Source organism: Roseateles sp. P5_E1, assembly GCF_054049335.1.
Genome location: NZ_JBFUMN010000019.1, coordinates 1 through 13,526 on the forward strand (window position 1 = coordinate 1; position 13,526 = coordinate 13,526).

General features: G+C 65.8%; 10 protein-coding genes and 1 pseudogene. 3 read left to right on the forward strand and 8 right to left on the reverse strand.

Annotated features, from left to right (window positions below; all coding sequences use genetic code 11):
* From ACXJKJ_RS16085 to ACXJKJ_RS16100, 4 genes and pseudogenes are all read right to left on the reverse strand, one after another.
* Window positions 1-512: pseudogene (locus ACXJKJ_RS16085) on the reverse strand (alpha-N-arabinofuranosidase); the annotation flags it as partial.
* A 59-nt stretch (window positions 513-571) separates the two neighbouring features.
* Entirely contained in the window at window positions 572-2,191 is a 1,620-nt protein-coding gene (locus ACXJKJ_RS16090) for a glycoside hydrolase family 43 protein (protein WP_457356574.1), read from the reverse strand.
* Window positions 2,192-2,330: 139 nt separating this feature from the next.
* A complete protein-coding gene (locus ACXJKJ_RS16095; RefSeq protein WP_457356573.1) occupies window positions 2,331-4,283 on the reverse strand; it encodes a glycoside hydrolase family 127 protein in 1,953 nt (650 codons plus the stop codon).
* Window positions 4,284-4,350: 67 nt separating this feature from the next.
* A complete protein-coding gene (locus ACXJKJ_RS16100; protein WP_457390960.1) occupies window positions 4,351-5,940 on the reverse strand; it encodes a glycoside hydrolase family 43 protein in 1,590 nt (529 codons plus the stop codon).
* A gap of 383 nt (window positions 5,941-6,323) precedes the next feature.
* On the opposite strand from ACXJKJ_RS16100, the gene ACXJKJ_RS16105 reads away from it, so the two are divergent.
* On the forward strand, window positions 6,324-8,288 hold the full coding sequence (locus ACXJKJ_RS16105; protein WP_200955266.1) for a glycoside hydrolase family 43 protein: 1,965 nt from the start codon (window positions 6,324-6,326) through the stop codon (window positions 8,286-8,288).
* Window positions 8,289-8,390: 102 nt separating this feature from the next.
* On the opposite strand, the gene ACXJKJ_RS16110 is transcribed toward ACXJKJ_RS16105, so the two are convergent.
* From ACXJKJ_RS16110 to ACXJKJ_RS16125, 4 genes are all read right to left on the reverse strand, one after another.
* Complete coding sequence (locus ACXJKJ_RS16110) at window positions 8,391-10,550, reverse strand: copper-transporting P-type ATPase (RefSeq protein WP_457390962.1); 2,160 nt, start codon at window positions 10,548-10,550, stop codon at window positions 8,391-8,393.
* Window positions 10,551-10,563: 13 nt separating this feature from the next.
* A complete protein-coding gene (locus tag ACXJKJ_RS16115; protein ID WP_457356569.1) occupies window positions 10,564-10,851 on the reverse strand; it encodes a hypothetical protein in 288 nt (95 codons plus the stop codon).
* A gap of 146 nt (window positions 10,852-10,997) precedes the next feature.
* Window positions 10,998-11,198, reverse strand: coding sequence for a DUF2933 domain-containing protein (locus ACXJKJ_RS16120; RefSeq protein WP_457391045.1), 201 nt, complete (start codon window positions 11,196-11,198; stop codon window positions 10,998-11,000).
* 113 nt (window positions 11,199-11,311) lie between these two features.
* Complete coding sequence (locus ACXJKJ_RS16125) at window positions 11,312-11,572, reverse strand: heavy-metal-associated domain-containing protein (RefSeq protein WP_457356568.1); 261 nt, start codon at window positions 11,570-11,572, stop codon at window positions 11,312-11,314.
* A gap of 324 nt (window positions 11,573-11,896) precedes the next feature.
* Between ACXJKJ_RS16125 and ACXJKJ_RS16130 the strand changes: the two genes are divergently transcribed.
* A complete protein-coding gene (locus ACXJKJ_RS16130; RefSeq protein ID WP_457323115.1) occupies window positions 11,897-12,172 on the forward strand; it encodes a hypothetical protein in 276 nt (91 codons plus the stop codon).
* A gap of 91 nt (window positions 12,173-12,263) precedes the next feature.
* The gene (locus ACXJKJ_RS16135) at window positions 12,264-13,526 is read left to right on the forward strand and encodes a TolC family protein (RefSeq protein ID WP_457390964.1); all 1,263 of its coding nucleotides are present in this window, start codon (window positions 12,264-12,266) and stop codon (window positions 13,524-13,526) included.

Below are 13,526 nucleotides of genomic sequence, written 5' to 3' on the forward strand. Positions count from 1 at the left end.
GCCAGCGGCGAGCCGCCTTCCGCAGTCATGTACTGGACCCAGTCGGCCATCTCCTGCACGCTGCCGGTACCGACGTTGCCGTTGACGTAGGCGTCGGCGCCCATCATCTCGATCAGGTCGAAGAACTCGTGCGTACCGACGGCGTTGATCTCTTCGACGTGGGTCCCCCAGACGTTGCTCGGGCGCTTGTCCTGCGGGCCAATGCCGTCGCGCCAGTGGTAGGTGTCGGCGAAGCAGCCGCCAGGCCAGCGCACCAGCGGCACATGCAGCTCCTTGAGCGCGCCGACGACGTCATTGCGCCAACCCCGGGTGTTGGGGATGTTCGACTTGGTGCCGACCCACATGCCTTCGTAGACGCCGGTGCCGAGGTGTTCGGCGAACTGGCCGTAGACGTACTTGCTTATGACCGGGCCGGGCTTGCCGGCGTCGATGTTGATGCTGACCGGGTTGGCGGCAAAAGCCGGTGCCGCGATCAGGCCGAGAACGGCGAGGCTGTGTTTGATGGAGTTCACAGGGGTTGTCTATTCAAGTGGGGCGCAAGTGGAGGAAGGCGGAAAGTGATCGCGCCTTGTCAGCGACGGTCTTCCGTCCCTTGCCCGACGCGGTAGTAGTCAAAGTCGACACGGCCGCCGGCCGTCTTGGTCGAGTAATAGAAGAGGCCGAAGCGATAGCCCATGAAGTGCGGGAAGGTGTACTTCAGGCGAGAGGGACGACCGATGGGGGTCCAGGATTTACCGTCGAGGCTGTAGGAGAAGCGGGCGAGTTCAGGTGCAGGCTCAAATTCGCAGTCGACCCTGAGATGAACGGTCTTGCCAGTCAGGGGAATGGAGGCGATCTCTTCAGGCTTGTCGGTTTCGGCGCTCACCATGACGAGAGATCGGGCGCCGTCACTCATCTTCACGCCGACAAAACCATACTGCCGCTGAAAAGCCGCCAGGCCGGCCCAGTCGCCGTCTTTCATGCCGCTCACGTCGATGCTGGTGGTGGCCGAACTGCTCGGGCCGAAGGTGCGCTGAGTGAGCGTGTTCGGGGCTTCGAGCAGCGTGGAAACGACCCGGCTGGTGGTGAGGCTCAGGTAACCCGGGCGCTTGGTGAGCGACCAGTCATGGGGCTTCGGGTTGTGATTCCATTGCCAGGCCAGGGGCAGGGCGGGGTCGCCGGGCCGGCGGTCGAATTCGTCGGAGGCGACGATGCCGGAGGCGCCCGAGACGCCCTGTGCGCCGGCGGGGATATCGAGCGTCATGGGTGCCTTGCCGTTTTCGCCGAGCACGGGCCAGCCGTCTTTCCAGGTCACCGGCACGAAGTAGGGGATGCGACCGACGGCGGCGTTGTCCTTGAAGAGATAGGCGTACCACTTGCCTTCCGGGGTGTCGATGAGGCCGCCCTGGGCGATACCGCGATCGTCGAGCGCGATGCGACCTTCGTAGGGGCCGTCGATGGCGTCGGCGCGGTGGATGGTGACGGTGCGTGCCCAACGGCTGCCGGGTGAGGCAATGTTGAACAGGTAGTAGCGGCCGTTGGCCTTGAAAAGCTGCGAGCCTTCGCCCTTGAGCCCGCCCTGGTCGGCGCCGAAGAGGGCGTTGACGTTTTCGACGATGACCTTGTTCACGCCGCCGGGCTTGATGCCGGAGAGATCCGGTTTCATCTCGGTGAGCATGATGCGACCGCCCCCGTAGACCATGTAGACGCGACCGTCATCGTCGAAGAACAGGCTGTGGTCACCCAGCAAGGGCTCGAAGCTCGTCTCCTTCCACGGGCCGCGTTCTGGATCGCGCGTGGTGTAGATGTGAGTGCGACCCGTGTTGGCGGCGAACGTCGAGGCATGGAACACGCCGTCGTGGTAACGCAGGCTGCTGGCCCAGGAGCCTTCACCGTAGGCGTTCTTGCCGTTTTCGAGGCGCAAGGCTTCGTTGTCGGCAAGGGTTTGATAGGCGTACGAGGCCATGGTCCAGTTGACCAGGTCCGTCGACTTCATGATCGGCAGGCCCGGGCTCATGTGCATCGTCGTGCTGCTCATGTAGTAGGTCTTGCCTACGCGAATGATGGCGATGTCCGGGACGTCGGCCCAGATAAGAGGGTTATGAGCAGGATCGACCTGCATCTCCTTAGGGGCCGGTGCCGCTGAAAGGGGCTGAGACGTGATGCAGGCAAGGACGAGGGCCAGCAGGAGGGAAGAAATCGGTCGGCTCATGGGGTGGGGTCAGGTTGTCAGGGTTGGTCCAAGGTCTTGTCTGTGGAGGTCATCACTGCGAGTCAGGGCTTCGGTCGCCGGCCAGTTGCCGTGCATGTCCTCGTGCCGCCCAACTTCTCGCTCGCCAGTCAAGGGCACATCAGCTGACCTGCCAGTACAAGTTGTAGTAGCCGTGCGCGATTCTGTGGAACGGCAGCAGTTCGTACCCCTCCCCCAGGCCCGGCCCGCTCAGATGGAACATCAGCGGGCCAGTACCGCGCCGGACCGCCCCATCAAGGCCGGCGCCAGGCAGGGGTAGCGGGAGGATCTCCAGCGGCTCCTTGAACGTCTTGCCATAAGACACGTTCCACGCAACCAGATCGGCACCGGGCGCCATGGCGGGGCCGGCGACGCGCGCGGCCAGCACCAGGGGGCCGTACATGAGCGCCGCAATCTGGGGCGCGTTCGGCAACGGTGCCAGATGCACATGCATCGGCAGGTCGACGTCCAGTACGTCGCCGTCGCGCCAGGTGCGCGCGAGCTCCACGTAGCGCCCGGCTTTGTCGCTGGCCATGAGTTTGCGGCCGTTCAAGCGCACGCTCATCTGCCGGCACCAGCCCGGGTGGCGCAGCTTGAGGACAAGCTTTGTGGGCCGCTCCAGCCGCAGCGTCAGGCGGCTGGCGCCGCGCTCGGGAAACGTGGTCGTCTGGCGCAGATGCACACCCTGGTCGGCCCAATGCAGATCCGACGCAATGTATTGATTCACATACAGCACTTCCCGACGGTGGAAATAGATGGAATCGCCGTGCTTGGCGTGACTTTCCATCCCCGTGCCGGTGCAGCAGAAGAACGAATGCTCATGCGTGCAATAGAGCTTCGGATAGGTGCGCCGGGTGGCCTGGAAGTAGGTGAACATGCCACTGTCCGGGTCCTGGGAGGCGAGGATGCCGTTGAACAGGGCACGTTCGTGATAGTCGGCGTAGGCGGCCGATGGTTGCGCGGCGAACAATGCCTGCGTCAGACGCAGCATGTTGTAGGTGCAACAGGTTTCCATGGTCGAAGCCGAGGCCAGATGCTTCTCGAATTCGGCGGGCGGAAAGAAATGCTCGTTGTCGCCATGCCCCCCCGTCGCAAACGAGCGCTGCTCGACTACCGTGCGCCAGAAGTAGCGCGCGGCCTGCCGGTAATGCGCCTGTCCCGTGAGTCCGTGCAGCCGGGCGAAGCCGATCACCTTGGGAATCTGCGTGTTGGCGTGCAAGCCGTCGAGGGTGTCGCGCCCTTCGGCAAGCGGCGTGAGCAGGGCCCGGTGGCTGAAGCGCTCAGCCAGGCGCAGGTAGCGCGCCTCCCCGGTCAGCGCGTGCAGGTCCGCCAGCACTTCGGCCATGCCACCGTGCTCGAGATCGAGCATTTTTTGAAAGCGCGGCTCGTCGACCGGCCGCGCGGCCTCGTCGACCCAGTCGCCGATACGCACCAGGACCGCGAGCGCCTGGGCATTCCGCCCGTGCAGATGCGCGTCGCGCAGGCCGGCCATCAACTTGTGCAGGGTGTACCAGGGCACCCCAACGACAGGGCGGCCTGCCAGGCAATTGCGCAGTTGCGTATCGCCATCGGGGAAGCCGCACACCAGGCCGCCGGGCGCCGCTTCCTGGCAGGCCTGTAGCTCACTGACGACGTAGTCGATCCTGGCGCGCAGCGCCTCCCGTCCGGTGGACGCCCACAACATCGAGCAGGCGCTTAAGAAATGGCCCAGGGTGTGCCCTGGGCAAAGCCCTTCCGCCTCCCATCCGCCGTACACCGGCGCCTTCGGAGCGAGTCCCGCATTTTTCCGGAAGTTGTGCAGCAAGCGGTCGCAGTTGAGCGACTCGAGGTAGAGCGCGTTGAGGCTCTGGGACTTGCGAAAAGGACCGTCGAGCAGCCGCACATCCGACAAGGGGAAAGGCTGCGCGGTTTCGCTCTCACTGTCTCTCTCTTCGGCCTCGGCTGGCATGCCAAGCAGCAGCGGCGCAACGGCGATGGCTTGCAGCAGGTGCCGTCGCAGTTGATCCGCCGGGACCCCGTCGCCCCGGGCAACACCGGCGGTCGATACCTTGCAGGTGATCTTCTGAGTTTTCATATTGATACGGTTGCCATGTCCGACCCGCCGATGGCGAACCCAGCGGCCTGGGGCCAGCTCCGCATGGCTAGCGCGCGTAGAGCGCGAACGCGAAGTCCGCAGGGCGGCCCTCACGGTCCTTCAACGGCCGGTCGTCGAGGCTGGCCTCGCCGCCGGCATAGACGTCGCTGCGGCTGGCGCGCAGATTGATCGTCAGCGCATCCTTCTGGCCCTGCAGCGCCAGCGCATAGCGGCGGCCGGACTTCAGCACGACCAGCGGATGGGCGCTGAAGTCAAAGCTCAGCAGCCCTGCTCCTTGCGGCCGGTAGGCGATGGCCAGGCCCTCGCCGGCGCCGAGCAGTTCGGTGCCGGCCTCCACGTCACGCAGCGACAGGCGCAAGCTGCGCGTGGCATCCGTGCCGTGGCCGTCGCCCGCGTACAGGCTGAGGCGGCCCAGTGCGATGTCGGCGCGCGGCACGAAGGTCTGCACCAGGCGGCTGGCGCCGCCGCCGTCGCGATGGAAGCCCACGGGTTCAGGGGCCTGCTCGAAAGGCCGGGTGACCGAGGCCAGCGCCGGGCTGCCCGGCCAGGTTTCGGGATAGCCCTGGGCGAACTGCTGGACGGCCACGCGGGGGTCGGAGCGGCCCGGGTCCGCCAGCGCGGGCACCTTGCCGGTGGGCGGCTTGGGCGGCGTGCTGACGCCGGCCTCGGTCTGCGTCACGGGCCACATGCGGCCGTCGGCGTCGTAGTAGAGGTATTCCATCGTGACGGAGCGGCGGGCGCCGGCGCCGGTCTCCCCATCCGGCAGGGTCAGCGCGCCGTTGTGATAGACCAGGTAGGACTGTCCCTTGAAGTCGTCGATGACGCCGGCGTGGATGGTGTAGCTGTTTTTGGCAGTGCCGGTCAGCGTGCCCTGGTAGGTCCAGGGCCCGCGCGGGCTGAGCGCGGTGGCATAGGACAGATGCTCGGCGAGCCCCTGGTGCGCCATGGACGCATAGGTCATGTAGTACATCCCCTTGCGCTTGGACAGCCACGGCCCCTCGGTGTAGTTGGGCAACGCGATCTTCTCGATGGGCCCGTCCAGCTCGGTCATGTTCGACTTGAGCTTGGCCAGGTAGAGCACCGGGTTGCCCCAGGCCAGCCAGGCGGTGCCGTCGTCGTCGATGAAGACGGTGGGGTCGATGTCGTTCCAGCCGTAGGGGGCCGGCGTCGTGGCATCGGTGATCAGCGCCGAGCCGCGCGCATCCTTGAACGGGCCCAGCGGGTTGTCGGCCACCGCCACGCCGATGGCCTTGCCCGGCTGCGTGTCGTTGTGCTGCACGGTGGCGTAAAAGTAGAAGCGGCCATTGCGCTGCACCACCTGCGCGGCCCACGCGTCGCCCACCGCCCATTTGAAGTCGGTGGGCTTCATGAAGGCGCCGTGGGCGGTCCAGTGGCGCAGGTCCTTGGAGGAATAGGCCAGCCACTCGTTCATGCGGAAGAACTCGTCGCCCTTGGCCTCGTCACGGCCGACGTAGAGATAGACCGTGTCGCCCACGACCAGCGGTGCAGGGTCGGCGGTGAAGCGGTCACGCAGCACCGGATTGGCGCCGGGCGCCGGTTCGGCAGCCGGCGCGGCCCCGCAGGCGAGGGCGGCGCAGCAAAGGGCGATGCGGTGCAGGAGGCTGGGGAGGCGCATGGCTGGGCGTGAACCTTCAAGAGGTTGTTGCGGGCGTTACCCGGAGTGGTTTTGAGAGACCTGGAATCGCCCAACCCGGTCTAAGCACAGCCGAAGGCTTGGATGACGACGTGGGAGGCCAAACCCGAAAAGGGTCTGACCAGTTTATGCGTAAACTTCAATTTGGTCATACCAAAGTCTGTCGACAATCGCCCGCTGCATGCCCGCCAGCGGCAGTTCGAACTGGGCAATCTGAAAGGTGAAGCGTCATGTGGCATGGGTCGAGATCGCCCGTAGTTTTCATATCCGGGCTGCTGTCATGCATCGCCTTGACGCTGTTGCCCTGCGCGGCGCCGGCATCTGCGTTGAAGGGCGGGGGGCCAGCGGCGAGCGCGTCCAAGGGCTTGTCGACCGCCACTTGGACGCCGGACAACGGCGACGGCACCTTCACCAATCCCTTGTTCTATGACGAGTTTTCGGATCCGGACCTGATCCGCGTCGGTGACTGGTTCTACCTGACCGGCACCACCATGCACACCATGCCGGGCGTGCCGATCCTGCGCTCGAAAGACCTGGTCAACTGGGAGTTCGTTGCCTACGCGATGGACAAGCTCGACCTCGGCCCGGCCTTCCGGCTGGAGGGGGGCAACCACATCTATGGCCTTGGTATCTGGGCGCCGTCCTTCCGCTATCACGAAGGCAAGTTCTACATCTTTGCCAACGTCAACGGCCAGGTGACCCAGATGTTCACGGCCACCGATCCGAAGGGGCCGTGGACACGCACGCCGATGAAGCGCAGCTTCCACGACCTGTCCGTGCTGTTCGACGACGGCAAGGCCTATGTCGTCTGGGATCACCAGACGATGCGACTGGCCCAGCTGACGGACGACCTGACCGACATCGTGCCGGGCACCGAGCGCGTCTTGTTCACCAAGGACGCCGGCATGGGCGAGGGCGCGCACTTCTACAAGATCGACGGCAAGTACTACATCATCAGCGCCAACTACGCGGGCGGTTTTCGCATGCCGGCGGCGCGAGCGGATCATGTGCTGGGGCCCTACGAGGTCCATCAAGCGATCAGCTTGCATGAGGACTTCGGCATGGCCTCAAGCTTGCGCCTGGGCACGCGCCAGCCGCCGTTCGAGACCTGGGGGCCCGACCCCGCCGCCAACCACAGCCTGGCGTTGCACCAGGGTGGCATCATCCAGACGCCTGCGGGCGAGTGGTGGGGCTTTTCGATGATGGACTTCAACTCCGTCGGTCGCCTGCTCAGCCTGTCTCCGATCACCTGGAAGGACGGCTGGCCCTACTTTGGCCTGCCGGGCAACCTGACGCGCACGCCGCGGACGTGGGTGAAGCCCAAGACTGCCACGCCGCAGCCGGTGCGTGTGCCCTTTCAGCGCAGCGATGATTTTTCGGCGCCGCAGCTCCAACCCCTGTGGCAGTGGAACCACGTCCCGGTCGACGACAAGTGGTCGTTGTCAGAGCGGCCGGGTTTCCTGCGGCTGCATGCCCTGCCGGCGACCTCGTTCTACGACGCGCGCAACACGCTGACGCAGCGAGCGATCGGGCCAATGTCCACGCCAACCGTCCTGCTCGATGTGTCGAACCTCAAGACGGGCGACACCGCAGGCCTTGGGCTGCTCAATCTGCCCTATGCGACTTTGGGCGTCGAGAAACTTGCCGACGAACTCAATGTCGTCTTTTACGACCAGCGCCTGGATCAGCGGGTGCGGGTGAAGATGACCGGAACGCGCATCTGGTTGCGGGCCGACTGCGACTTCCTCACCGAACGGGCGCGCTTCAGCTATTCGGTCGACGGCAACACCTTCACGCCCATCGGCAACGAGGTCGTGCTGCTCTATCAGACCTTCACCTTCCAAGGTGTTCGCTATAGCTTGTTCAACTACAACACGACCGGCGCCGAGGGCGGTTTTGCCGATTTCGACAGCATCGACGTCCATCAGCCGCATACCCGCGGCCTGATGCGGCCCATTCCCTATGGCCGATCAGTCCGGCTGACGTCGTTTCACGCGAGCACCGGCCTGGCGGCCAGCGGTGGGCGCCTGGTTTCGGATGCGCCGACGCGGTTCGAGATCGTCGACCGCAAGCTGGGCCGTGTCGCCCTGCGATCGGGCCGACGCCATGTCACGGTCGGCGAGGACGGTGGGGTGACGCTGGTGGCCGGCCAGCCGGGCACGGCGCAAAGCTTCCAATGGATTGAAACCCCGACGGGCGAACTGGTGCTGATGTCATTGGCCACCAACCGCTTCCTGCGCATCGATCCGAAGACCGGGGATATCCGCGCCGACAGTCCTGGCCCCATGCCGGACAACAGCGACGGCGCGCGCTTCACCTGGTCGCAGTAAATAGGGTCGTGCCGGCGAATCCGGGAAGTCAACGGTGCCGGCCGGCACTCAGCCTGGCCCATCGTGACTGGCCGAATCAGCAGTTCCCAGGCCGGGGGCCGCTCACTGCGGGCCCCGCAGCCGCAGAGAATTGAAAACCACGCTGACCGACGACAGGCTCATCGCGAGCGCCGCAATCATGGGCGACAGAAGCCACCCGGTGAACGGATAGAGTGCGCCGGCCGCCAGCGGCACGCCGAGTGCGTTGTAGACGAAGGCGAACACGAGGTTCTGTCGCATGTTGGCGATGGTGGCCTGGGAGATGCCTCGCGCCCGGGCAATGCCGCGCAGGTCGCCCTTGACGAGCGTCACCTGGGCGCTGTTCATCGCCACATCGGTACCGGTCCCCATGGCCACGCCGACATCGGCTTTGGCAAGGGCCGGCGCGTCATTGATGCCGTCGCCCGCCATGCCCACGACGCGGCCCTCGCGCTGCAGCCGTTCAACAAGCGCGAGTTTGTCGGCCGGCTTGACCTCGCCATGGACCTCGTCAATGCCCAACTGCTTTGCGACGGACTGCGCGGTGGTCAGGCCATCGCCGGTGGCCATCACCACGCGCATCCCCGCGTCATGCAGGCTCTGGACCGCCTCGGGCGTGCTCGCCTTGATGGGGTCTGACACGGCCAGGATGCCCATCAGGCGCCCCTGTTGAGCCAGGAACATCACGCTGCTGCCTTGCAGGCGAAGGTCCTCGCCGGCCGCACGCAACAGCGACACGTCCACGCCGTCCTGCGCCATCAGCGCCGCGTTGCCGAATGCAAGTTTCTGGCCCTCGACGACACCTCTGACACCAATGCCCGTGGAGGACTCGAAGTCCACCGCAGGCGACAGCGCGAGCTTGCGGGCGCGCGCCGCATCCACGATGGCCTGCGCGAGCGGATGCTCACTGCCCTGGTCCAGGCTGGCCGCCAGTCGCAGCACCTCGTCTTCGGTCACACCCTGCGCCGCCACGGCGCGGTCGAAGGCCGGCCGGCCYWSRGTCAGCGTGCCCGTCTTGTCGACGATCATCGTGTCGAGCCGGCGGAAGTTCTCGATGGCCGAGGCATCGCGGAACAGGATGCCCTGGGTCGCAGCCTTGCCGGTGGCGACCATGATCGACATCGGTGTCGCCAGGCCCAGTGCACAGGGACAGGCGATGATGAGGACCGACACCGCGTTGATGAGCCCAAACTGCCAGCCCTGCTCACCGCCGAGCAGGCCCCAGGCGAGGAAGGCCGCTACCGCGATGCCGATCACGACCAGCACGAACCAGCCGGCCACCTGATCGGCCATTCGTTGCATGGGCGCCTTGGAGCGTTGAGCCTGGGCGACCATCTGCACGATCTGAGACAGCATGGTCTGCGATCCCACGCGCTCCGACTGCATCACCAGTGAACCTGAGGTATTGATGGTGGCGCCGATCACCTTGTCGCCGGGGCGTTTGGTCACGGGGACCGGCTCGCCGGTCAGCATGGCCTCGTCGATGGCGCTCGTCCCCTCGATGACGACGCCGTCCACGGGGACCTTCTCGCCGGGGCGGATGCGCAGGCGGTCGCCGACGTGCACATGCGTGAGCGGGACATCTGATTCGCTGCCGTCCGGTTCGATCCGCCTTGCCGTCTTGGGCGCCAACCCGAGCAGTGACTTGATGGCCGCGGAGGTCTGCGACCGCGCCTTGAGTTCCAGCATCTGCCCCAACAGGGTCAGCGAGATGATGACGGCCGCCGCCTCGAAGTAGACGCCAATCCGGCCATGAGCCGCAAAGCTTTGCGGAAACAGTTCAGGCGCGACCGTCGCGACCACGCTGTAGACGAACGCCGCGCCGGTGCCTATACCGATCAACGTCCACATGTTCGGACTGCGATGAACCAGGGATTGCCAGCACCGCTCAAAAAAGGGCCCGCCGGCCCACAACACGACCGGCAAAGCCAGGACCAGCTCAAGCCAGCTCTGCTGAGCAGGATTCATGAGGCCGAACCGATGCCCGGCCATCGCCAGAGTCATGACCACCACGCTCAATGGCAGGGTCCCCCAGAAGCGGCGGGAGAAGTCCCGCAGCTCCGGGTTGTCGTCTTCCGCTGTCGCCTCCGGGATCAGCGGCTCCAGGGTCATGCCGCACTTGGGGCAATTGCCCGGGTGGTCCTGCCGGATATCAGGATGCATCGGGCAGGTGTAGATCGTGGCGCCACCGGGTTGCGAAGGGCTTGCGGAATGCGTGTCGTGATCATGGTGACGATGGTCCATCGTGTTCTCCAATTCATCCTGCAGAGATGCGCCAGCCGAGGAAGGCGGCCAAGCCGGCCATTGCCAGCCAGCACACCCACACCAGGGCGCTGTGCCACCGTGGTTGAGGGTCTCCACGTTGCAACCTCTGCTTGAGGCCCATGCCGGTCGCGTGAACCAGCAAGCCGATGACGAGCAGCGGCACCGCAAAGTCGGCCAGCCTCGGCCACAACAGGGCAAGACCGCCGCCCAACGCAGTGGCGCCCGCCGTCGAGAGCAGCTCCGCCGCCTTCAACGCACTGCGGTCAACGGGGGCGGCCATCCGCCCCGCCACGAGCGCATAGCCGGTGCGGTCTGGCCAAATGTCGCATCAACATGACGTTAGCACCCTAAGCTGCCAGAAGACAGAATTGCGCCACCACCGGTGGATCCGTCTAGCGCAGGGAGGTTGGGGCAGCAAAGCAGCCGCTACTCTTCGCGAACGTCGTTGCCGTGCCGGTGATGCCCAAACAGGTGCATCAGCGGGCAGGCCAACAGAAAGAGGAAGGGAATCGCCTGCGTCACGCGCGTCAGATGCTCGGTCAACAGGTAATACAAGCCGACGAGGCCGGCGACGAGCATGAAGACACCCGCCGGTGTTCGCCATGCCGGCTTGCGGGCTGGCTGCATGTTGTCCACGGCGCGTTCCTTTCGTTGGTTGCAACGAGAGCTTTGATCGGGACCGATCCCAGGTGCTTGATCCGCGTCAACTCCGGCTGCTGATGCCGCGGAAGCCCCTTGATTCAGCGACTGCCGCAGCCGCAGCAACTGCTTGCCGTCTTTTCGGTCGTGACGTTGATCGGCGCGACGGGTGTCGGGCTGTATCCCGCGTCCTTGATGGCCTCGGCCAGCTCATCGGCATCGGCGGAGTTGGGCTCGACCAGCACGCGATGTGTTGCCAAGTCGATCTGCACCTTGGCGGCGTGGTCCACGGCCTTCAGTGCCTTGGTGATGGTGCTGACGCAGTGACCGCAGGTCATGTCGTTGACTTCGAAGGCGATCATGGTGTCCTCTTGGGACTGGGTTGATGACAGCTGGACTTTCGAGCCTCCCACAGTGGGAAGGTCAAGCCCAGCAAGCGAAGAATCTCTTCAGAAAGTGACGGATTGCCACGACCTCGGAGGCGATATGACGCTTTCCTTTGCGCTGGCGCAAGGTCATGCCCTCGCACCGCTTCACGGCGCCGCTAGACTCGCGACATGAAAGTGAGGAAGGCCTACCTGCGTTGCATCGCGAGCTTGCTCGCAACGGTCATGGTGTGTCTTCAACTTGCCACCGCGGCCTATGCTTGCCCGGCGCCCGCACCCGCGGGCTCATCGATCGCCGGCATGGCCGGCATGACCGATTGCGAGCAGATGTCCGCGATGGACACCGAACAGCCGCAGCTGTGCAAGGCGCACTGCGACCGCGACAAGCAGACGGTCAGCAACGTGCCTGCACCGGATCTGGCGCCCACGGTCATCCTCGACCCGCTGCTGACCCGCCTGGCCCTCTGGCTGCCGCCCGAAGCGGCCGAGGCACTTCCGGCGGTGATCACCGCCCATACCGGCCCGCCTGACGGCACGCTGCCGGTCTATCTCGCCCTCCAAGTCTTCCGCAATTGAGCCCTGACGCTCGCGCGGCCGCGTTCGCGGCGGTGCGACCACGTCTCGCGATCGTGCTCGATCGCTTCCAGGGTCTTTGTGGAGAGCCTTCATGGCCATCTTTTTACGGGCGGGATTGCAGTCCCGTCCTCTCGTCTCGGCCGCCTTCGTGGTTGCCGTCTTCCTGGCCGCCCCAGCGGTCCATGCCGCACCACTGAGCTTCGAGCAGGCGCAGCTGCTGGCCGAGCAACGCTCGGCGGCGCTGACGGCGCGACAGGCCACCGCCGACGGCGCGCAACAGGCACGCGTCGCTGCAGGGCAACTGCCCGATCCGAAGCTGGCGGTTGGCGTCGAGAACTTTCCGATCTCGGGGCCGGAGCGGTTCAGCTGGAACCGGGAATCGATGACGATGCGCCGGGTCGGCGTCATGCAGGACGTGCCCAACGCTGCCAAGCGGGCAGCACGGCGCGACGCTGCCGGCGCCAGGGCGGAACGCGAGCGAGCGATGCTGGAGGCCGAACGTCTGGCCGTGAGGCGCGAGGCCGCGCTGGCCTGGCTCAATCTGCACTTCGCCGAGCGCAAGCTCGCCGCCTTTGCCACCCTTGAGCAGCAGAACCGACTCCTGCAGGACACCCTGGCCGCGCGCGTGGCTTCTGGCGCCACAACACCTGCCGACGCGCTGATGGCACGCCAGGAGTTGCTGGACCTGGCCGACCGCAAGGACGAGCTTCAGGCCGGTGTCGAGCAGGCACGCGCCCAGTTGCGTCGGTGGACGGGGGAGCAGTCGGACATGGCAACAGCCTCCGAGGCGCCGGTGCTGCGGCTCGATCTCGCCCGATTGCTCGGTGGGCTTGATCGGCACGCCGAGCTTCTCGCCTTCAACCCGATGCTGGCCATGGCCCGTGCTGATCTCGATGAGGCCGTGGCCATGCGCCTAGGGGATTGGGGCTGGGAGGTGGCCTACGGCAACCGTGCCCGGTCCTTCGGGGACTTGGTGTCCTTCCAGTTGACATTCGAGCTGCCGGTCTCCAAGTCCACCCGTCAGGAACCTGTGATCGCCTCGCGCCAGAAGGAGGTAGAACGGCTGCAGGCCGAACGCGAGGACGCATTGCGCCGAATCCGTGCCGACGTCGACGGCCAGGTGGCCGAGCTGCAGCGCCTGGAGCGCGTGCAGCAGCGCCAGCGCAGCGTCGCCTTGCCCCTCGCGCAGGAGCGCGCCCAAGTGACGCTGGCCAGCTACCAGTCGGGTCGTGCCGACCTCGGTGCCGTGCTCGCCGCGCGCAAGAACGCCATCGAGGCGCAGTTGCGCGATCTCGCTCTCCAAGCCCAGGTGCTCGCGCAGCAGGCCCGCCTGGCCTATCTCATTGCGGAGTGA